14 protein-coding genes are annotated in these 22,718 nt (G+C 39.0%); 4 read left to right on the top strand and 10 right to left on the bottom strand.

The genetic code is table 11. From position 1 onward, the window contains the following. Positions 1-198 precede the first annotated feature (198 nt). The 4 genes from ACE1B6_RS03080 to sat all read right to left on the bottom strand — a co-directional run bounded on the left by ACE1B6_RS03080 (position 199) and on the right by sat (position 6,292). Positions 199-1,161 carry an orange carotenoid protein N-terminal domain-containing protein gene (locus tag ACE1B6_RS03080; protein ID WP_413255766.1) on the bottom strand — a complete coding sequence of 321 codons (963 nt, stop codon included), beginning with the start codon at positions 1,159-1,161 and terminating at the stop codon, positions 199-201. Between the two features lie 546 nt (positions 1,162-1,707). Then, positions 1,708-2,685, bottom strand: a complete 978-nt coding sequence (locus ACE1B6_RS03075; protein ID WP_413255765.1) for a tetratricopeptide repeat protein — start codon at positions 2,683-2,685, stop codon at positions 1,708-1,710. A gap of 4 nt (positions 2,686-2,689) precedes the next feature. Further along, positions 2,690-4,990 carry a caspase family protein gene (locus ACE1B6_RS03070; protein ID WP_413255764.1) on the bottom strand — a complete coding sequence of 767 codons (2,301 nt, stop codon included), beginning with the start codon at positions 4,988-4,990 and terminating at the stop codon, positions 2,690-2,692. 123 nt (positions 4,991-5,113) lie between these two features. Then, a complete protein-coding gene (gene sat, locus ACE1B6_RS03065) occupies positions 5,114-6,292 on the bottom strand; it encodes a sulfate adenylyltransferase (RefSeq protein WP_413255763.1) in 1,179 nt (392 codons plus the stop codon). A 360-nt stretch (positions 6,293-6,652) separates the two neighbouring features. Here sat and ACE1B6_RS03060 point away from each other — a divergent pair, with 360 nt between their 5' ends. After that, positions 6,653-6,961, top strand: a complete 309-nt coding sequence (locus ACE1B6_RS03060; protein ID WP_459562963.1) for an SH3 domain-containing protein — start codon at positions 6,653-6,655, stop codon at positions 6,959-6,961. 1 nt (position 6,962) lies between these two features. Next, positions 6,963-7,793, top strand: coding sequence for an Rpn family recombination-promoting nuclease/putative transposase (locus ACE1B6_RS03055; protein ID WP_413255761.1), 831 nt, complete (start codon positions 6,963-6,965; stop codon positions 7,791-7,793). A gap of 213 nt (positions 7,794-8,006) precedes the next feature. Here ACE1B6_RS03055 and mnmA read toward each other — a convergent pair whose 3' ends face one another. Beyond that, positions 8,007-9,068, bottom strand: a complete 1,062-nt coding sequence (mnmA, locus tag ACE1B6_RS03050; RefSeq protein WP_413255760.1) for a tRNA 2-thiouridine(34) synthase MnmA — start codon at positions 9,066-9,068, stop codon at positions 8,007-8,009. A gap of 314 nt (positions 9,069-9,382) precedes the next feature. Between mnmA and ACE1B6_RS03045 the strand changes: the two genes are divergently transcribed. Both ACE1B6_RS03045 and ACE1B6_RS03040 read left to right on the top strand, forming a co-directional pair. Then, on the top strand, positions 9,383-10,435 hold the full coding sequence (locus tag ACE1B6_RS03045; RefSeq protein ID WP_413255759.1) for a hypothetical protein: 1,053 nt from the start codon (positions 9,383-9,385) through the stop codon (positions 10,433-10,435). A gap of 36 nt (positions 10,436-10,471) precedes the next feature. Next, a complete protein-coding gene (locus ACE1B6_RS03040) occupies positions 10,472-12,034 on the top strand; it encodes an NAD(P)H-hydrate dehydratase (RefSeq protein ID WP_413255758.1) in 1,563 nt (520 codons plus the stop codon). 93 nt (positions 12,035-12,127) lie between these two features. Here the strand turns inward: ACE1B6_RS03040 and ACE1B6_RS03035 are convergent, their stop codons facing one another. The 5 genes from ACE1B6_RS03035 to ACE1B6_RS03015 form a co-directional block, all read right to left on the bottom strand. Continuing rightward, positions 12,128-13,219, bottom strand: a complete 1,092-nt coding sequence (locus tag ACE1B6_RS03035; protein ID WP_413255757.1) for a hybrid sensor histidine kinase/response regulator — start codon at positions 13,217-13,219, stop codon at positions 12,128-12,130. Positions 13,220-13,258: 39 nt separating this feature from the next. Further along, a complete protein-coding gene (locus tag ACE1B6_RS03030; protein ID WP_413255756.1) occupies positions 13,259-15,055 on the bottom strand; it encodes an EAL domain-containing response regulator in 1,797 nt (598 codons plus the stop codon). Then, positions 14,988-15,728 (bottom strand): ATP-binding response regulator, encoded by a 741-nt coding sequence (locus ACE1B6_RS03025; protein WP_413255755.1) that lies wholly within the window; start codon positions 15,726-15,728, stop codon positions 14,988-14,990. The genes ACE1B6_RS03030 and ACE1B6_RS03025 overlap by 68 nt, the downstream gene beginning before the upstream one ends. 87 nt (positions 15,729-15,815) lie before the next feature. Next, the gene (locus ACE1B6_RS03020; RefSeq protein WP_413255754.1) at positions 15,816-16,913 is read right to left on the bottom strand and encodes a hybrid sensor histidine kinase/response regulator; all 1,098 of its coding nucleotides are present in this window, start codon (positions 16,911-16,913) and stop codon (positions 15,816-15,818) included. Beyond that, positions 16,910-22,666: a PAS domain S-box protein gene (locus ACE1B6_RS03015; RefSeq protein WP_413255753.1), complete on the bottom strand. Its 5,757-nt coding sequence runs from the start codon at positions 22,664-22,666 to the stop codon at positions 16,910-16,912. The genes ACE1B6_RS03020 and ACE1B6_RS03015 overlap by 4 nt, the downstream gene beginning before the upstream one ends. Between the last annotated feature and the right edge of the window lie 52 nt (positions 22,667-22,718).

The following is a 22,718-nucleotide window of genomic DNA, read 5'->3' as shown; positions in this document are numbered from 1 at the left end:
TTAGTTCCATCAGAAACTGCCTTTGGCTTTTTAGTTTCTCTATTGCCTTTTTGTTCCTTGGACATAACAATTCCTCAATTATTTTTGGAAAAAACTGGTTAAAAATGTTGTTGATTAACAGCCTAGACCCCTGCTTTGATAGTCCAGAAATTAAATATCAGTGCAAAGGTCTAGAGTTACAGGTCAGAAATTAACTTACTAACGGCGTACTAGGTTCAACAGTTCTTTTGGGGAAGCTAATAGATCGATCGCCACAAAGAAAATCTTACCTTCAGAATCAAGCAAAAACCGCCATGCAATGTTCATACCGACACTGCTACCAAACCAGGGAGTTTGAACTTTGCCTGTCACTTTGACGGGGGTGTAATCTTTTTCTGCTGTCTCAACAATGCCTCTTTCTGGCATCAGCTTAAGTCCCTGGCATTCTTCTCGCATATAGGCAAGAATTGCTTCACGACCAACGATCGCTTTTTGGAAGGGGGGTTGTAGAGCACCATTGGGTACAAAGAGGTTAACCGCCGCTTCAAAATCGTTGGCATTCATGTTGTTGATGTAGCTTAAAACCGTTTGATCGCTCACTCCTTCAATTTTGACTTGAGTTCGATTTGCCATCTCAGTAGGAACAACCACAGGATCTGCAACTTTTTTAGGTTGGTCTGAATCTTTGGAGTTAAACCCCATGTTCAGTACTATATTGCGGAGGATAGTGATTTGCTGTCCTGAATCGGCTTTTTTGATGGATGTTAGCACTGCACTGGCATCGGGAGAAAGCTGATAGCCGCTAGGAATGGGGGCGACAATTCCCTGTTCCATCCATTCTCCCAGCTGATTCCAGAAGCCGAGCTTGATATTCATGCTCAAGGAGGCATAGGATCGGCAAATCGGTGTGTCAGTATGATTTGCTAAATCGCACATGACTTGGGTTTGATCCCCAGGAGACATCTGTTTAATTTCGTTGAGAATGCCTTGAGCAAAGATCATATTGGCGGCTCCTGGCGCTGCAATAGTAATGGTTTTGCCCATTTCAGTAAAGGCAAACCAGATTAACGCCAGTTGATCTTCGGCTGTAAGTTTGTTGAATTGTTCGATCGTGTTTGGAACAATCGTAGCAATCTGAGTATCAGGAAAGATAGACTGAGCAGATTCGGTAGTAAAAGACATAGATAAGAAAACTCCTAAGTTTGAATTGTTTTGAATTACTCAGCAGCGACAGATTGATGCGATTTTCCTAGAACAGAAAATATAATTGCATCAATGTCAAACTCGATTGCTGATAGTTAAAGCTGTCTCGATCGCAATTAGCAAAACTGTATTGTTCAATTGAACAGCTTGTATTCCTTAACAATGAAGGCAAAAGTATTAGTGCGACAAGAAACTATCCTAGTTTCTGTCACCAGGAAAACATATTGCTGTTGTTGTTTTGGTAAAGGATACTCTGATGGATATATATCAGGCTGAATTGCGTTTTTATTGATAAGTCCTTGTTGATCTATGGTGTAGCTAACTGCCTTTGCAGTGTCAATCCATTAACCCCGATCGTGGGGAATATGGGCTTGAACTTCACCTGAGATCACTTTGGACTTTTACTTCAAAGGTTTTCATTGACTTTGAGGGTTTTCCCTTGTGTTTTGCTGTAGCTCATGGGATGCCTCATGTAAACTTTATAATTTTATTATAGTCTATTTAAAGAATTAATGGAAGTTTTTGTCAATCATTAATTAATTGTTGAAATTGCTCATCATTGCGAATATAATCAAAAGCTGGGTCAGTTTGGGCAATTTCTTTGTATTGAGGATCGAGATCGATCGCCCATTGCAAATTACCAAGGGCGGGATTTATACTACCTCTTAAAGCATAAGCTTTAGCATTTTGATATCTAATTTCTGGTGAATTACGCTCTATTTTCAAAGCTGCATTGTAAGCATCAATAGCGTCTTGATAGCGACTTTTTGCCAAATAAGTATTACCTAAATTCACATAATACTCAATAGTTAAATCTTGAGTTTGGCTATTGTCTAATTCAGAGGTTACAGTTAGCTCATTTGGATCTATGCTAGAGATTTCCTCTTGATCTTGTGCCATTAAAGTATGAGTTTCACCGGGAATAAAATGGTGATTTTCCGAATTAATAAAATGCGTATTTTCCGGGGTTTCGCTGACATAATTATCGGCAATTCCCGAATGAGAATTTGCCCAAGCTTGCAGCTGCGAGAAATAAGAAACATATTCTCCTTGTAACTGAGTGATTTCCTGTTTGAAAGTAGCAGCTTGCTGGGCAACTTCTGTTTCTAATTCCTGTTTAACTTCGGCAATTAATTGATTTTTGATACTCCGACGCAACCACCAAAGCGCCAAACCAAGAGATAGGGGAAATAAAACGATCGCAAATAAAAGAAAATTGATTAAACTAGTAGTGCGATTAAAAGCGCGATCGACTTCTGCTTGCACCAAGTTGCGAATTTCTTTTTCTCGCTGAATACTTTGCTTTTCCTGCTGAACACTTTGCCTTTCTTGGCGCAATATTTGCAGTTCTCGACGTTCGCGATCGGATAAATTTTGGGCGATAATTTGGGGAGAAGTAACTGTTAGCGAAACTAGCTGTAATTTTGGTTGTGCAGTGGCATCAACTGGAAACAGCGTCATTCCTAGAACAGCGAGTTTAGTGAGAAATAGATGATTTTTCATCTTGTTAAACTACTTGGTAGATAAAGCTGAGAGTTGCCCAATTATTGACATCCAAAACCCAGGTATCTGGTGCCGCAGCGATCGCTTCTGCCATCTTACCACTAGCTTGATGTAAATCTTCTAAAATTGACCGAGCTACATCCAACGAATTTGGTAAAGTAGTTAAACGACCAAAAGCGGAAATTTTCGCATCTTCCAAAGTTGCTAAAGTTTGGGAAAAAGGCGCACGACTGAAGATTAATTGAATTTCTACCACGCCACGAGGCCCTTGAACAACCCATTTAAACGGACTATTATTAGCGGGAATAATGGTAGTTTCGCCAGGGATAATTACTTCAGTAGCAAAAGATTTGCTACCTTCTTCATTAAGATTATTTGTCGATCTAGCAGGAAGGAGAGCGATCGGGCTACCATTAGCATCAATTCCTAACAAAATAAAGTAAATTGGTGCATCGCCGTAATTATGTATTTTGTACTGAATAGAACTGCTAATCGGTAATTGAGCGATTCCTTCTTTGGGTGCAGTTGATGATAAACTAACTTTAGGAGTAGGCCAAGGTGCTCTAACTGTACTTCGCTGCATTAAGACTTCTTGGGTAGGCTCAATTGTTTCTAAAACCGCTTGCACTCCCAAGCGTGAAGAACCCTCATTTGCAGTTAAGCGTAACAACTTCGCTGCCAACAAAGTTTGCAATTTCGGCACCAAACGATTAACCGCTGTTTTGACTGCTTCTCCAGCTTCTCCAGAAGTATTAGGAATTGGCGACAAACCCGGAGAAAATAAACCATAACTACTCTTAGGTAAAGGCAGAGATATTCCCACAACTGACTCTGACTCTGCACGCGCCAACACCGACTCAGTAGTAGAAACTCTACCAAATAAACAATCAGCAGATTGTTCTCCTGCCACAATTGAGGTTACATGAGGAACACCAGAAAAAGCACTAGTAGCATCTACTCTTTCAATCCTTGCCAAACAACTATCTAAAGCCACAGTCAAATTAACATTATGAGGCAAAACTCTGACTACTTCTTGTACTAATTCCCCAACTTGCAGTTTACTAGTTTCATTAACAGTAGAAGAATTAACCCTTGCCTTAGCCTTTAAACCTTCATGAGAACGAATAGCTAGTTGTAAAGGAGGGGTAACTTGATTCGGCAAATTTGGAGTTTTTACCGTAGTAAACAAAGAATTAATGCTATATTGTAAGACTTTGGCAGGTAATCCAGCTAACCATAATTGGGCAGTTTTCCCATACTCTTCGACTGCAATTACTACGCCATCAGCACCTAATACTTCTGGGGATAAAACATGATAAGTGAGTAAACTTTGTTGCGGATTACTGGCAGCACAAATTTCCGGTTGTTGTTTATTTCCGACTAATTGTGCCACAGTTCCTGCCACTCGATTTAAGCTAACTTGGACAGTAGTAGCCGGAGTAGCTTGCCAAAGGTGTTGAGTTAAAGCATAAGTAAAAAATCCACTACTAAAACCATCCAATTGCCCTTCTGTCGCCACTTGTTTTGGTTTCGCTGCGATTAAAACCAGTCCCGGATCTGGGCTAATTATTTCAGAATTTTGTTTAAGTTGGTCTTGCAAAGCCAACTCTTCTGTAGTAATTTCTCCTGTGAGAATTGATGGTCTAGACCTAACGCGGAGATTGCCTTGTAAAATAATCCCACCGTCAGTATAACTAGTATCTAAAACCGAAGTTACTAACTTAGTTGGCAGCGATCGCAACAACAACCACAAAGTATCTTCCATCAAAGCATTAGCCACAGGTTGATTTTTAATTTGAATAATCCCATCAACAGGCAATAACAAATTAGTTACCGAAGATGATTGTTTTTGTTTCTCTAAACTTTCACTTTCCTGTACTACTGCTTTCTGAAAACGACTACCATAACCGCTAAAGTGAAAAACCACTACATCACCGGATTTGGCTTGCTTAGTCAGATGTTCCAAAAAAGCGGTTTCAATATTTTCCCGTGTAGCTTGTTGATCTGTAATAGTGAGGATATCGCTAGGATGGAAACCGAAACGGTGAATTAAAAGTTCCCGTTGTAGTTCCACATCAGTCACACAACCTGTTAATGGTGTACCGAATAAATATTGATTAACCCCAACTAGCAAAGCCAACTTGCGAGGACTAGACTGTGCTAAAGCTTGCGAGTAGCGATCGCTAAACAACGACAATCCAGCCTGACTCAAACCCAACGCAGCCAGCACTATACCAGATTTTTGGAAAAAAGTCCTGCGCTTCATCATGTTATTAATTATTTGATTTGTTACACGCAACGACATTATTTAGTAATTGGTAGTTGGTAATTAGTAATGGGAAAAGATTCAATCCCTGAACCAAAAAGTATTGTACCCACTACCCACTACCCACTACCCACTACCCACTACCGATTACCTAACAACCAATTAAGCTTCTACTGGCACTCGCATTGCCTTTGCCAATTCCGCTGCTACCTCTGGACGGGAAAATTCCGGTGGTGGAAGTTCACCCTTACGCAGTAATTCCCGGACTTTAGTTCCTGAGAGGTGAACCCGCTGTTCCGGCGTACTCGGACTCGTTTTCGTCGTTGCCATACCTTGAGTCACAGTGCAGTAAAAAGCGTGTTCAAACTTCATTGGCACAATGCCCAATTCCCCAGGCTCAAACTCATCAAAGATATACTGAGCATCGTAAGTGCCGTAATAATCGCCCACACCAGCATGATCTCGTCCCACAATAAAGTGAGTACAGCCATAGTTTTTCCGAACTAAGGCGTGAAAAATCGCTTCCCTTGGCCCAGCATAACGCATTGAAGACGGATTAATTGCCAAAATTACGCGGTCTTTCGGGAAATAATGTTCCAGCATAATTTCATAACAGCGCATCCGCACATCAGCCGGAATATCATCTTCTTTAGTTGCGCCCACCAAAGGATGCAAGAATAACCCATCAACTACTTCTAAAGCACATTTTTGAATATACTCATGAGCCCGATGGATGGGGTTACGAGTTTGGAAACCTACTATTGTTTTCCAACCTTTTTCTTGAAACAATCTGCGAGATTCTGCTGGGTCAATTTGGTATTTGGGGAAATTAGGATGGGCATCGCGTTCTAATAACCAAATTGGGCCAGCTAAATTAATCGCTCCTTGATTATAAACAACTTGTACGCCTGGGTGTTTAATATCATCAGTGCGATAAACATTAGTCGCTTCATGGGCTTTGTTGTAGCGATATTTTTGAGTTAATTCCAATACACCCACAAACCGCCCGTTAGGATCGTCCAAACGCACCCAATTTCCTTCTTTCAAAGGTTCTGCGACTGCTTCTGATACGGACAAGGTGACAGGAATTGACCAAGGTAATCCATTTACCAAGCGCATATCAGTAACGACTTGTTCGTAGTCTGCTTGCTGCATGAAACCATTCAGGGGACTAAAACCACCAATGGCAATCATTACTAGGTCGCTGTAGCTACGTTCGTCAAGTTGAACGCGAGGTAAAACATCAGCTTGGGCGAGAAATTCTGCTTTTTCCTGTGCTGTAGCAATGCGATTGATTAAATGACCACCGTGAGGGGCTATGCCATCGGTCGTATGACTCATAATTGATTTAGGTTTTCCGATTGTTGCTCTAAGAATTGATCCTACCAAGGATTGCTCATATTTTGAGCAATTGAGATACTTCTTGCTGGTGGGGAAAATTTTCCGGCTTTCTATACCAATGTGGTTTATTAGTGGCATTGGAACAAGTATAGTCGGCTGATGGTTTTTGTTTTCTGTTAGGAAAAAGCTGGAATTAATAATTTTATTTTTTGTCTCTTTCTCACTCAAATGAAAGTTAAAATTGGGAAATTTGAACTATTTAATTTCTGTAAACCTTTGGGCGTAATTTGGAATTTTTTGTTATAAAATAGGCAAAGATAAACTTAAGTATTATCTCCAGAAAAACAATTAAAATAAAGTTTGAGTTTTATGAAAAGAATAGTACTGGTTTTAGCAACAATTACAGTTTGCCTGTGTAGTTCTACGCTAACGACAAAAGCTGAGACTATTTGTAAAGTTACCGATCCGACTGGGACTCCGCTAAATGTTCGCGATCGCCCAAATGGTAAAGTGATCAACACTTTAAGAAATGGCAGACAAATCCGTATCGATCAACTTGCTGAAGACGAAAAAGGTCGCACCTGGGCTAAGGTAGGCAGCTTTGAAAATGGTAAATATAGAGTGTGGGGTTGGGTAATCAGAGAATTTGTTAGCTGCTATAACCGCTAATATGGCATACGACAATCTTTGTAAATATTTAGCGGAAACTTATGCCGCAAATTTTGTCCGTTGGTTGCTGGATATTAATCCGACTAACGTTCGCGTCCTAAAAACTGAAATCATTCCCGAACCAATTCGTTCTGATGCTTTGATTCTGTTACAAACAGATAATCAAATTTTACACTTAGAATTCCAAACTTTACCCTATTCTGAGCCTCCCCTTCCTTATCGGATGCTCAAATATTGGGTGCTTTTGTATGGACAATACAATTGTGATATTGAGCAAGTGGTAATCTTTCTCAAAGAAACTGCATCAGAACAAGTTTTTCTCGATCGATTTGAGAGGCGTAATACTCGACACAGTTATCGAATAATTCGCTTATGGGAACAAGATCCTACACCTTTTTTATCTGAACCAGCTTTATTACCTTTAGCACCTTTAACCCGCAGCAATAATCCCACCAATTTATTAGAACAAGTTGCCCAACAAGTCGCTATGCTAGAAGAGCCAGCACAAAAGCAAAGTCTAGCAGCGGCAGCTGAAATTCTGGCGGGTTTACGATTTGAAAAAAACTTAATTCGTCGATTATTTCGGGAGGAACTGATGCAAGAATCTGTAATTTACCAAGATATTCTGGAGAAAGGATTACAAAGAGGATTACAGCGAGGGGAAGCGATCGCACTTCTCCGCATCCTAACACGACGCTTTGGAGAAATCCCCCTAGAATTAGCCGAAAAAATTCGCAGTCTATCAATTCCCCAATTAGAATCCTTAATCGATGCCCAAATCGACTTTTCCAGTTTAGATGACTTAATACCTTGGCTAGAAAATCAAACTTAAATAGGACTTACGCAACTAGCATAATTAGTAGGGTGTGTCAGAAGCTAAAACCCTGATGTTGTCAATCAGATTTATGGTCTGACGCACCCTACAACTAGCATAATTAGTAGGGTGCGTCAGAAGCTAAAACCCTGATGTTGTCAATCAGATTTATGGTCTGACGCACCCTACAACTCAAAACTCAAAACTCAAACCTCCCCCAGTCCCCAATCCCTAGTCCCCAATACCCTTCTCAATAACTCCCCCGCCTAACACCATATCTCCGTCGTACCAAACCGCAGCTTGTCCGGGAGTGATGCTAAATTGAGGTTCGTCAAAAACTAATTTGACGCGGGAATTTTCCAGGGGAATTACTGTTACTGGAGTTGCCGAAGAACGGTAACGAATTTGCACTTCGGCGCGAATCGGTGCAGAGGGTTCAGTAATCGAAACCCAATTGACTTTTTGTACAGTGCATTCTGTTTTGTGAGCACTGTCACGAGTACCGACAATTACCCGATTTCGTACTGCATCTAAACCGATAACATACAAAGGTTCTGCCGCTGCAATTCCTAAACCTCGGCGTTGTCCAATTGTATAGTGATGTACGCCATCATGCTGTCCTAAAACTTTGCCGGATTCGTCAACAATTTCTCCTTTTTGGGGTGTAATGTACTTATCCAAAAATGCCCGCATGGAACCATTGCTTTCTACTAAGCATAAGTCCATACTTTCCGGTTTACTAGCAGTTTTTAAACCGTATTCTGCGGCAATTTTTCTGGTTTCTGTTTTCAGTTTGTCGCCCAAAGGAAAAATAACAGCTGCTAACAATTCTTGGGGTAGGTCATACAAAAAGTATGATTGATCTTTGCTTAAATCAACTGCCCTTCGTAACTGATAGCGATCGATTTTTTCATCGTAAGTAATCCTGGCATAGTGACCTGTGGCAACTTTATTAATGCCCAACTTTTCTTGAGCATATTGCAACATCGGGCCAAACTTCACTGCTTTGTTGCACTGAGAACAGGGTAGAGGGGTAATCCCGTCGCTGTACCCTGTTACCAAATAATCAACAATATAGGCTTGAAAAACTTCGCGACTATCGACAATATGGTGAGGAATGCCTAGCTGTTCGCAGATGAAAGCAGCATCGACCATCCCCTCAGAACAACATTGACCCTTACCTTTCATTAACCACAGGGTCAACCCTGCTACTTCATATCCTTGATTATGAAGCAGGGTTGCTGCAACAGAACTATCTACACCACCGGAGAGGCCAACTACTACTTTGTTCATAAGCATACTAAAACTTTGCCCAAATTTTTCGGGGCTTTCTCTAAGGTAACATTCAAACAAAAATCTTTCTATTACGGATTTCAGGGGAGGCAGAGGGGCCCTGGGGCAGAGGGGCAGGGGGGCAGGGGGGCAGGGGAGAATATTTATTAGGTTTGGTTGTTCATGAAAAGTTTAATGGTTATTGTTGGTGTAATTTAACAAATTTGTTAATAACTATTTTAGTTAGTAATAAATGTTATATCCTCAAAGTGAGATTAATTATTATGTTTTCGGCTAGGGTGCGGTAAAGCAAAGCAAGAGGAGTAAAAACTGGTATGAAGGGAAGTCGGAGAAATAAGTTTTGGTCTTTGGGTAATCTGAGGTTGAGCAATTTTTCGGCGCTGTTATCTCTTTTACCTTTGTTGATTGGGGGATTTTTGGTGGTAGTTACTGAAGGGAAAGCTGAAGGAAGCCACAGACCAAGATATACTGAAGAATGTTGTGTGGTGGCGCAAACTTTTCCGCCTGGTTATGAGTATGAGGGGCCATTTCCTGATAGGTTTTCCGATCGCACTTCCGAAGTATACGAAGTATTTGTTCCTACCTATAGCCCCGATTTACTAGATTTTGTGCGAAACAATATAGATGGCAGAGCACGATTCGATCGGAGAGGACAAAGAGCAGTAATTACACTGGGTACTTATGATTTAAATGGGGCAAGGCGACGAGTTAGACAACTGACACGCCAAGGTATTACCGCAGAAATGGTTGCTAGGAATCGCGGTTCTAATAATTCGGATTTTTCTTGGGAAAACTCTCGTTATGTTGTCTATCTGTCAGTGGGAAGAAGAACTTATATAGAAGATACTTTATACAGAGTTCAGGGGGTTGTGCCTGATGCTTCGGTTTGGCAATATCAAGGCAGAAATGTGATTCTTTTGGGGCAATTTGCCGATCGATCGGAAGCATTAGCGTTTCGGAATGAATTAAGAAGACAGGGCATTTGGGCACTTTTTGCTCGGAATCCAATTACACCTGTAGTTCCGCGAATTTCTAGCAATGAAACTAATTTGGTTTCTTTAGAAAATCCTCGCGAAAATCGCTTTGCTGCTTTGGAAAATCCAGTGGTAGTAGACAATAATAATGTGCCGGAAAATTCTTATAGGGTGGTAATTCCGACGCGGCGAGAAGAGTTAGCGGCAATTGAAGGGCAAGTGAGACAAATGGCGATCGATCTGGGTATGCAAGATGATGTTTTGATTGAAATAGATCGAGAGCGATCGCAATTAATTGTCGGCCCATTCTCCGAATCACAAACAGCCCAAGATTGGCGCAGTTATTTGGCAGAATATGGCATGATTAACGCCAGAGTTATTAATAGCAGATAACATTTTTTGTGGGTGTCGATTTCAAAGTTAAAGCCAATGAACAGGAATCAAAAAATTCAGCAAATCGCTGTTACCGCTGCCCAAATGCGGGAAATTGAAGGGCGCATTTTTGCGGCAGGAATGCCTGTTGCGGCTTTAATGGAAAAAGTGGCTGGGTTAATTTCTCACAGAATTAAGTCACTTTTTCCTATTTCTTCTTTTTCGGGAAAAGTTGGTGTTTTAGTTGGGCCAGGTCATAATGGTGGAGATGCGCTAGTTGTGGCGCGAGAGTTACATTTTAGCGGTTATCAAGTTAAGATTTATCGGGTTTTTCCTAAGTTAAAAGAGTTGACGGCGCAACACGATTTATATGCCCAAAGTTTAGGGATTTGTTATGTAAATGAACTTGCTGATTTAGAAGATTGCGAGCTAATTATTGATGGGTTATTTGGGTTTGGGTTAGAAAGGGAAATTAAAGACGATCTGGCAGCGAAAATTAATCAGTTAAATCAATGGTGTAAAACTGTTGTCAGTATCGATTTACCTTCGGGTTTACATACAGATTCGGGAGAGGTTCTAGGCACAGCAATTAAAGCTAATTATACTCTTTGTTTGGGTTTGTGGAAGTTAGGATTATTGCAAGATCTAGCTTTAGAATATGTGGGGAAGGCAGAGTTAATTGATTTTGAGATTCCTTTAACAGATATTACGGCAATTTTGGGAGAAATGCCGTTAATTCAGCGAGTAACTAAAGAGTTTGTTCAGCAACATTTGCCGCTACCTCGTCCGGCAGTTACGCATAAGTATAAACAAGGACATTTGTTGTTAATTTGTGGTTCGCGGAAGTATTCTGGGGGGGCAATTTTAACTGGTTTAGGTGCTAGAGGAAGTGGTGTAGGAATGCTTTCGATCGCTGTTCCTGAGTCTTTAAAACCTTTGTTGGTTTCCCATTTGCCGGAAGCGTTAATTATTGGTTGTGAGGAAACGGAAAATGGAGCTATTGCTAGTTTACCAGATGCGGTGGATTTGGGGGGGTATGATGCGATCGCCTGTGGCCCCGGTATCACTACGGAAGCAACTAACATTTTAGAGGGAATTTTAGCTAACAATAAACCTGTAATTTTAGATGCTGATGGTTTAAATATTTTAGCACAATTGGGAACTATTTCTACTTTGAAAAATCGTCAAGAAATAACTGTTTTAACTCCTCATGCTGGGGAATTTAAAAGGTTGTTTCCTGACATTGAAAATGTGCAACAAAGTCGAGTTGAGGCGGTGAAAAAAGCAGCGGAATTAACCCAAGCAATTGTATTATTGAAAGGAGCTAGAACGGCGATCGCAAATGCTACGAGTAAGGTTTGGATTGTGCCTGAAAGTACGCCAGCTTTGGCGCGTGGTGGCAGCGGAGATGTGTTAACTGGGTTGATTGGTGGATTGTTGGCGCAAGGGGTTGCTGCTAATATTAATTCTCTGGTTGAAAGGGTGGTAATTGCGGCTTGGTGGCACGCACAAGCTGGTATTTTGGCAGCGAAAGAAAGGACGGAATTAGGTGTTGATGCTTTTACTTTGACGCAATTTTTAAGTTCTGTATTGTTACATCATTTCTCTAGTTCGTTGTGAGGACTTTAGTCCTGCTGTGTGAAAAGGAAACGACTAAAGTCGCTACTACGAACTTTACGACTGAAGTCGCTACTACGAACTTAATTAGCGGAATTAGCTGGTGGGGAGGGTAATTTGAATTTTGGTTTGTCGATCGGGAATACTTTCAATAGTTAAACTTCCTCCGTGTAGTTCAATTATTCGTTTAGCTATTACTAAACCTAATCCCGATCCTTGTTGTTCATAAAGTCTACGTTCAAACTGCATATAAGCACCCAAATTTTCAATTTGTTCGGGTTTCATTCCTCTACCTTTGTCAGTTATAGATAAAATAAATGAGTTGTTTTTTACCTGACTGATGATATTAATTGGAGTTCCCGGAACCGAGAATTTACAAGCGTTATCTACTAATTCTTCCACGACTTTTTTCAAGCGTGCGGGAGAAATATTTAGTTGAGCATCTTCTAGCTGCAAGTGTAAATCAGCTTCCCTTTGCAATTGTTTTGCTTGCTGAGTTGCTTGTTCGGAAATTAAAGAATTAACAAGATCTGTCTGGTGACTTCTTAGTGCTTTGATTCGTTCGGGATTAGTGGCGATTAGTTCTAATTCGGCATATAATAAAAAGTTTTGAATTAGCCGATATAAGCGTTTACCTGATGTTTGAATTTGCTCGACCATTTCCTTAATTTCTTCTGGTTCTAGGGTGTCTAGTTCGGTTAACAGAAGTTCGGAAAAGCCTAAAATTCCATTCAGAGGGGTTCTGAGTTCGTGAGGTAAGGAGAAGGTAATGCTACTGCGTAATTCTTCTAATTTTTGGCTTTGTTGTTGATGAATAGCTGCTTGTTTTTTTAGGCGGGTGTCGATCGCATTTAACAATTCAACAGGTCTGCAAGGTTTAGTAATATAATCATCTGCGCCTAGTTCCATTCCCTTTCTATTATTAGCTTTGTCGGCTAAAGCTGTGAGGAAAATGAAGGGAATCATTGCTGTAGTTGGTTCGCTTCTTAATGCTTGTAAAACACCGTAGCCATCTAATTCTGGCATGGATATATCACAAATAATTAAATCGGGGGTTTTTTCTTTAGCTAGTTGTACGCCTTTGCAACCATTTTCTACAGCAATGGCTTCAAAATTTTCTCCGTTTAGGAGTTCTAAAATATTCTCTCTGATTCCTTCTTCGTCTTCAATAATTAAAATCTTAGTCATGGCTAATCCATCCTATTTAAACTGTACTTTATTTCCGAACTATTGAGGTAAAGTTAAGGTTTTTTCCGATTTTAACAAATTGGTAAAATCTTTAACGCTGAGAGGTTGGCTAAAGAAAAATCCTTGGATTTGATCGCACTTAGTTTGACATAAAAAATCTAATTCTGTTTTGGTTTCAACTCCCTCTGCTACTAAGTTTAATTTAAGATCGTGTCCCATTTGAATAATAGAGTTAGTAATGGTTTTAGTTTTGGGGTTCTTGTTTAATTGACGAATAAAAGATTTGTCAATTTTTAAAGTATCAAAGGGGAACTGTTGCAGATAGCTTAAGGAAGAATAGCCTGTTCCGAAATCATCGATCGCAATTTGCACACCCAACTCTCGAAAAGCAGTTAATCTCTGATTACAGATTTCTATATTCTCCATGAGTACGGTTTCAGTTAACTCTAATTCCAAATACTCCGCAGCCAAGTCAGTTTCTTCTAATGTTTGAACTAGTCGAGAGTGAAAGTTACTGTGATTGAACTGGCGACCTGATAAGTTGACGGCTATTTTTAATTCGGGGAAATCGGAATTTTGCCAGAGTTTTGTTTGCTGACAAGCCGTTTTTAAAACCCATTCACCCAACGGAATAATTAAGTTTGTTTCTTCAGCTATGGGAATAAATTTAATGGGGGAAATTATTCCTTGTTCTGGATGAAACCATCTTAAAAGAGCTTCTGCACCAACTATTTTACCAGTTTTTAGGCTGACTTTTGGTTGGTAATAAATCTCAAATTCTTTTCTTTCTAAAGCATAGCTTAAACTGGTTTCTAAAGTTAAGCGATCGCAACTTGTAACATTAAGAGTTGGTTGATAAAAAGCATAACTATTTCCTCCCTGTTGTTTAACATAGTTCATTGCTTTATGAGCTAAGTGCAGCATTTTTTCGAGTTCACTACCATCCCCAGGACATAAAGAAATTCCGATACTAGCTGTAATCAAAACTTCATTATTGTTTTCTAAAATAATCGGTTTTGCCAAAGTATCTAAAAGCTGTTCTACAAATTCAATAACATTTTTTTTCTGATTATCCGTCACCATAATTAGGGCGAATTCCTCAGTTCCTAACCTAGCTATAGTATGGTAACTGCTGCTGTAAGTTTGTAAACGTTCAGCTACAGTTTGAAGTAAATTATCCGCTTGATAAAGTCCTAAAACTTCCACAATGCGGTTGAATCTATCTAAACTGAGATACAGAATTGATAGCAGTTGCTCTAAGTTAGATTTGCGCTTATTTAAAGCTAAATAATTCAGAGTTTGTTTGAACTTTTCTTTTAACAATAACCGATTGGGTAAATTAGTTAGACTGTCATAGTGCAATGATTTATTCAGTTGTTGAGATGCTTGTTTTAAAGCGATAGTGTAAGGGGCAGTAATAGCTGTTTTTTTATTTAATCTTACAGCGATCGCCTTTAACAATTCTATAGGTTTGCAAGGCTTAGTAATATAGTCATCTGCGCCTAATTCCATGCCTTTGCGATGGCGATCGCGATCGGCTAAAGCCGTCAGAAAAATAAAAGGAATTACAGCTGTTAAAGGATCTTGGCGTAACTCTTCCAGCACAGCATAACCATCTAATTCCGGCATCATAATGTCGCAAATAATTAAATCAGGAATAACTTTTTGCGCCAAACGGATACCCAAGCGACCATTTTTTGCACCGATCGCTCTAATGTTTTGTCCTGTTAAAATTTCTAAAATGTTTTCGCGAATATTTTCATCATCTTCAATTACTAGAATTTTCGTCTGGGGTTCGATCGAGGGAAGATTTAAAACGTTGTAAGAGTTTGGCATTTTCTGGTACTAAAAATTCTTGGAGGTTAGATATTTGATTAATAATCGCTATTTCACGAGCACATTCCTGTTGCAAAATTTTCAGATAATGAGCGCGTGCTGCTTCTGTAGGTGCTAGCTTCAGCATTTGAATTGCCATCGTGATATTAGACAAAGGATCGCGCAATTCTTGAGTAAGTCTTTGCAACAAATCGGCGCGATTTTTGCTTAAATTTTGCAGTTCTTTAACTCTGGCTTGTAATCCTTTAGCTTTGCTACGCTCAGTTTGAAACTGCTGATTATAAGTAGCTTGTTTTTTCAATCTACTGGCAATTGCACTGAGTAACTCAGTCACCGTACAGGGTTTAGTAATATAGTCATCTGCGCCTAATTCCATAGCTAAACGTAAGTCGTCTCGATCGGCTTTGGCTGTCAAAAAAATGAATGGAATAATAGCAGTTAAAGAGTCTTCTTGTAATTCGCTCAACACAGTATAACCATCCATGTCAGGCATCATAATGTCGCACAGGATCAGATCGGGAAGTTGATTTTTCGCCTCTTGAATTCCTGTTTGACCATTATTTGCGCCGATCGCTTCAAAATCTTCAGATTCTAAGATTTCTAGGATATTAGCTCGGACAGACTCTTCATCCTCAATTACCAGAATTTTTATTTGTGAATTGTTTAATTGCATAAGTAACCAAACCTAAATTTATGTAAGCTACTTGATTTTACTTCACTCCTTCCAGATATTTTTCACTCGGATCTCTGTTAAACTTTGTTACTCCAATTTCATTGGTAAAACCACAGTAAATGTAGTTCCTACTCTTATTTCGCTATGTACTGTAATTGTCCCTCCATGTAAATCTACAGACCTTTTCACAATTGCTAAACCTAGTCCAGTTCCGGGAATTGAACCGACATTAGTTGCGCGATGAAAAGCATCAAATAGCCGTTGTTGGTCTTCTACAGGAATGCCAATTCCTGAATCTTTAATCTCGAAGATAATTTTATTTTCTTGGCAGGCAACAGAAAAACTAACTGGGGTATTTTCGGGAGAATATTTAGTAGCGTTGGTGAGTAAATTAACTAGGATGTGACGCAGCAATTTATCATCTATGTTAACTTCGCTCAATGCACCCTGGATATTGAAGTTTAGGGGATGCTGATTTTTATCAGCGGTTTGGATATCTTCTATTAATTCCCGGCAGAATTTTTCCAGATCGAGTGGATGGGGGTTGAAATCTAGTTTTCCGGCTTCGGCTTTGCCAATTACTAATATATCATCTAACATTTCAATCATGCGTTGAATAGCTGATTGAATTCTCCGTAAATGGAGCATTTTTTTCTCTTCGGGCCATTGATTAATATACATTTCTAAGAGGTCAGTTGAGAATAAAATTGTGGACATTGGGGTGCGAAATTCATGGGAAACCATTGAGACAAAACGAGATTTTAGTTCGTTGAGTTCTCGTTCTTTTTCTAAAGCTTTACGGATTTCTGATTCGGCTTTACACCTAGCCAAAGCAATTTCTACTGTGGTGTGTAAATCTTTTTCTTGGAAAGGTTTAACAATATAACCAAAAGGCTGTGTTTCTTTAGCACGTTGTAAGGTAGTGTGGTCGGTATGAGCAGTGAGGAAGACTACAGGTAAATTCAGCTGAGTGCGAATTTTTTCGGCGGCTTCTACACCATCGATCGCACCTTTTAACATAATATCCATCAAAATTAAATCAGGTTTAATTGTGGCAGCTTTTTCAATGGCTTTTTCGCCAGTAGCCACAACCGCAGGGACGTTATAGCCTAATTTTTTTAAGCTGTTTTTAATATCCATACCAATAATTACTTCATCTTCAACAACTAAAATTGTCGCTGTCATTTTTCTTTCACGCTCCGATTAGTAAATGTAATTGTAAATTTAGCACCTCGATCGGAATTAATCTCCATTTCCCCATTTAATTGTTCGGTTAAATTGTAGACTAGTTGCAATCCTAATGATTCCAGTTCTGTAATATCAAAATTTGGTGGTAAACCAATTCCGTTATCACTGATTAATAAAGTAACTTTGCTAGTTCCTTCTTGATAAAATAGATTAATATATAACTCTCCTTTTCCTTGGTTAACAAAAGCATATTTTAGGGAATTAGAAACTAATTCGTTAATAATTAATCCGCAAGGAATTGCTGTATCAATATCCAATTCTATATGTTCAACTCGCAGATGTAATTCAATTGTATTTGTTGCTACATTATAAGAGCGAAATAAGTTATCTGTAAGGTCACGAATGTAATCAACAGCATCAATTCTCGCTAAACCTTTGGATTGATATAATTTTTCGTGAATTAGTGCCATTGACCTGACACGGTTGTAACTTTCTGTGAACAAAGCTAAGGCTTCTTCATCTTTAATGTAGCTAGATTGCAGTTTAAGTAAGCTAGAAATTACCTGCAAGTTATTTTTAACTCGGTGGTGAATTTCTTTGAGTAAAAGTTCCTTTTCTTTAAGTGATGTTATCATTTCAGTTTCGGCTGTTTTACGCTCGGTGATATCTCGATACATCCATAAATAACCTTTGTAGTTTCCTTGGACAAAAATTGGCGCATAATCTCGTTCTAAAATTCGACCATCTGCCATTGTAATTTCTTCGTTCGTTGTTGCTGTTTGGGATTCTAAGATCTCGTTATGGCGTTGAATAACTTGTGCGGGATTAGTAAAACAATGCTGATAAGTTTCTAAAAAATCGGAAAAATCAGCGCCGATTAAAGCAGCAGGGACAATGGGAATATTGAATATATCGCAGAATGCTTGATTGAGTAAAACAACTAGATCGGATTCATCTTTTACTAAGATACCGAGTTGTAAATTTTCGATCAATGTTGAGAGGCGGGAAGTTGTTGCACGCAGTTCTTCTTCTGCTTGCTTGCGTTCAGTAATATCAATTTGAATCCCAATAAAGTGAGTTAGAACACCACGATCGTCGTAAATTGGTGAAATGCTTAATTCATTCCAGAATAAGCTACCATCTTTGCGATAGTTACGTATGACAACTGTACAATTTTCTCCTTGACGAATTGCCGTCCGCAGTCGTTCTAATTCTCCTTGTTTAGTTTCCTTACCTTGGAGAAAACGACAATTTTTTCCTAATACTTCAGCAGCCGAGTATCCCGTCATTTGCTCGAAAGCTGGATTAACATAAATAATTGGTTTATTAGGTATTCTCGCATCGGTAATAATAATGCCGTTGTTGCTCGCTGCGATCGCTCGATTTCTTAATCTTAAACTTTCTTCTATTCCCTTGCGTTCGGTAATATCACGACATACACAAATTAATCCGCCATCTGGAGTTAAAGTCAAAGAAAGTTCTTCAGTAAAAGTTGTGCCATCGCGCTTTTTAGCAGTTGCTTCTCCTTGCCATTTTCCTTTTTGTCCAACAATGGGAATTACTTCCTGTTCGATTCGTTTAAGCTCTTCGTCATTGTACAAAACTTGCCAAGTTTTCCCGATTAATTCATCGGCGTTTTCGTAGCCGAAAATCTTCACATGAGATTCATTAATATAAATATATTCTCCGGCGGCGTTAACAATAGCAATGCCATCAGTTGCGGCTTCTACAGCAGCGATTTGTCGCCGCATTTTTTGTTCTATTTCTTTACTTTCGGTGATGTCACGGCAAACTCCAACTAAGCCTATTGGTTCGCCTTCGGATGAAAGATATGGTGATTTAGTAGAAAGAAACGTATATTTTTTGCCCTTAACTTCTCCTAACTCTTCAAAAGTCCAAGCAATTCCACTCATCATAATTTTGTGATCAAGTTCCCAAATTTTACTACCTAATTCTGGAGTGAATAATTCATCATCTCGCTTACCTAAAATTTCTTCTACTGAACGCTCTAAAATTTCGGCTCCAACACGATTAATAAATAGATAACGACCTTCTTTATCTTTCAAAAATATGGAATCATTACTGCTTTCGACAATGGTGCGGAGTTTATATTCACTGTCGCGCAATGCTACTTCTGCTTGTCTGCGTTCAGTGATGTCCATTACTACACCACTCATACCGAGAGTTTGTCCTAATTGATTACAAATTACATCACCTTTACCAGCAATCCAACGAATTGAGCCGTCAGACAAAATTATGCGATGTTCAACGTTATATGGAATTTTTTGTTCTATGGCGCGAGAAATTTCTGTGGTGAGATAGTGACGATCGCTAGGGTGAATCAAATTAAGATAAGCTTGATAATTCCCTGGAAAAGTGCCAGGAGTATGACCAAAAATTATTTCCGTTTGCTCAGACCAAGTTATTTTACTAGTTGGAATTTCCCAATCCCAAGTACCCATATTCGCAGCATTCAGAGCGATTCTTAACCGTCTTTCACTTTCGCTTAAGGCTGCTTCTGTGAGTTTGCGATCGCTAATATCAATAAACAAACCATCCCATAAAATATCGCCATTCTCTTGTTTTTCAGGACGAGAAATTCCTTGCACCCATTTCAATTTACCTGATGGTGTAATCAGCCGTCCTTCCCATTGCCAAGGTTGTAAACTTTGAGCCGAAATTTTCGTTGACTCAACGATAGATGGTAAATCTTCAGGATGAATAATATCAAAAGCAAGCTGAGGATTTGATTGCATTTCTTCCGGTTCTAATTCCCAAATTTTACTGCAACCAGGGCTAACATAAGGAAAGGCATGGGAACCATCAGGATGGAGAATATACTGATAAATCATTCCTGGTACACTGGCAGCTAATTTTTGTAATTTGGCTTGACTTTCTTGCAGTGCTTTTTCGGCTTGTTTGCGATCGGTAATATCAGTAGAAATTCCACAAACAGCATAAATTTTACCATTGGTATTTCTTAAAGGGAATTTAACAGTAATGTAAGTATGTAACCCATCTTCATGAGGAGCAATTTCTTCAGTATGTACCGATATTCCTTGTTCCCTTACTAGGCGATTATTCGTGGAAAATATATCGGCAATTTCTTTAGGCCAAAAATCATATACAGTTTGACTGATAATTTCTTCTTTCGTCACATTAAATAAAGTTTCATACTGACGATTAATTAGTAAATATCTGTCTTCAGTATCGTATACATACATAACTGCTGGTAAATTATCCAAAATAGCTTGTAATTGTGATTGACTTTCTCGTAATGAAGCTTCTGCAAGTTTGCGTTCTGTAATATCTCGATCGATCCCCCGATAACCTTTAAATAATCCCCTTTCATCGAAAATGGGAACTCCACTAGTTTCTAATACAACCGAATTACCATTTTTGTGAACGTGAGCATTCTCCAAACAGTTAAATGGTTGTTGCATCGCCACCAAAGATGCAAAGATCTTAGTAATACGCTGGACTTCTTCAGCTGGTACGAAATCAAAAATTGATTTGCCTAAAACTTCTTCTGGCTCATAACCTAAAATTTCTTTGATTTGCGGACTAACATAAGTGTAAAAAGCATTTTCATTGACCTCCCAAACTAAATCGCTGCTAGTTTCAACTAAGTTACGGAATCGTTTTTCACTTTCTTTAAGTGCAGCTTCTGTGTTTTTGTGCTGGACAATTTCCTTTGCTAGTCCCCTAATAATTTGATTTAATTGTTCGGTGCGTTCTGCTACTTTAACTTCTAATAAAGAGTTAAGTTTTTGCAATGCTGTTTCAGCAACTTTGCGTTCGGTAATATCAGTTGCTACACCCAATACTTGAATATTTTGACCATCTGAAGATAATATGGGTTTTTTTACTGTTTGCAACCAGCGCACTTCACCTGTAACTTTAGTCAGCGATTCTTCGGGAATAAATTTAGTTTTGCGGGTGGTTATCACTTCTCGATCGTCATAATTAAATTGCTCAGCTTCCCCTGATTCGGGATTTAATTCTGCATCAGTTTTACCAAGCATTTGCTCAACATTTATGCCTAAAATATCTGCACAAGCTTGATTAGCTAAAACGAATTTACCTTGGCAATCTTTAACAAAAATCAAATTGGGATTAGTATCAATAATATCTTGGAGAAATTGCTTTTGTTCTCTTAAGGCTACTTCGGCTTTTTGCCTTTCTTGCAGTTCAGTTTGTAATTGTTGGTATAGTTTGGCTTGATGAATAGCGATCGCACAATGGTCAGCAATTGCTTTCACAAAAGCTACTTCATCTTCTGTCCATTCTCTTTGGCGATCGCATTGATGTAAACTAATTCCGCCAATATAATTTTGCTGATAAATCAATGGCATAATCATAATGGCGCGAATTTTACACCCTTGAGCAGCTTCCTGAATTTCCGTGGGAGTAGCAGAATTTATTTCCGATAAAATTAGCGGTTTACCTTGACTTAATTGCGCGTCATAAAGTTGGTAAAAATTGCAGGTTACACCAATTAAACTGTTACCTTCGGAAGTAGCTTCGGAAACATGATGAATTGCTAATCGATAGTCACTATTTGGGCGAAAAATTAAGCAGCGACTAACCTTTAAAGCTTCATGTAATTGATTAACTGTAGTTTGAAATATTTCATCTAATACCAAAGTTCCCCGCATGGCTTGGGTAATTTGGTTAATTAGTTTTGCTTGCTGCACTTGTTGCTTTAGTTTTTCCGATTCTTGGCGCAGTTGTTCGGTTTGTTGTTGTACTTGTGCAGTTAATTCCGCATTACGACGAGACAAAAGTTGTGCTTTTTCAACTTGTAGTTGTTGCACAAATTGTTGAGTACGTTTGAGCCGTCGATAAATCTGTATTGGTTCTAGCGATCGCAATAATTCCATTGTCGTAATTATTCCCCATTGCCCACCAGAAAATTCGCTTTGACTCGGAGAAACTAAGAGTGTATCCATGCGATCGCTTTGCATTTGTTGATAAGCATAAAGCAGCGAATTTGTCGGATTTAATTCCTCTCCCATCCTCCGCATAATTAACGATGCTGGAGTTTGCTTTATATCCATTCCTAGCGCCCAAGCTTGGGCAATTTGGCGTTCGGTAACTACTCCGATCGGAACTATATTTTCTGATTTTCTGACATCAGTAATTACTAGAGAATTTACTTGATTTTCTCTCATTAATTGGGCAAGTTTTTCGACGGATGTAGTGCGATCGGTACTGAGTATTTCTGTATTCATCACCTCTCCCACTGTGCCGAGTTTAAATAAGTTCGTTAGTTTTAACCCTTGCAGAATCGTCGTAGGAGTAACAATTCCTAACAACTCTTGTTCGTCATTAACTATTGGCAAATAACAAGTTTGATATCGCTGAAAAAACGATAGCGGAGTAAAAATATTTTCTGACTCACAAAAGCGCAAAGTAACGGGTGGTTTAGTAATTAAATTAGCAATTGTAATTTGACGATCTAATTGAAATCCAGATGCAATTAACTCTACCAGATTGCGTTCAGTAAACACGCCCAAAATCCGGTTATTTTCCATAACTACAACATAATTACAACTGAGATTTCGTAAACCCTCAGCTTGTTCATTTTCTTCTACCCACTCGCCACCAGTAACAACACTTTGATTGCCTGATAAGCCCATCAGAGATAACACATCTACCAACAGCGTATCAGCAGCTATCAGCGTAGGACGACGGTTAATAGCCTGCTCTAATTTAGGTAAGTTTAAACATGAATCGTTAAATTGCATAAGTTAGTTTATCTATAAAAAGGCTCGATCCTAATCAAAAGGATAGCAAGCA

It is taken from the genome of Floridaenema fluviatile BLCC-F154, from assembly GCF_041929135.1.
Classification (GTDB): domain Bacteria; phylum Cyanobacteriota; class Cyanobacteriia; order Cyanobacteriales; family Aerosakkonemataceae; genus Floridanema; species Floridanema fluviatile.
Note: the sequence above shows the minus strand (reverse complement) of the source record. Positions and strands in the feature narration are given on the sequence as shown.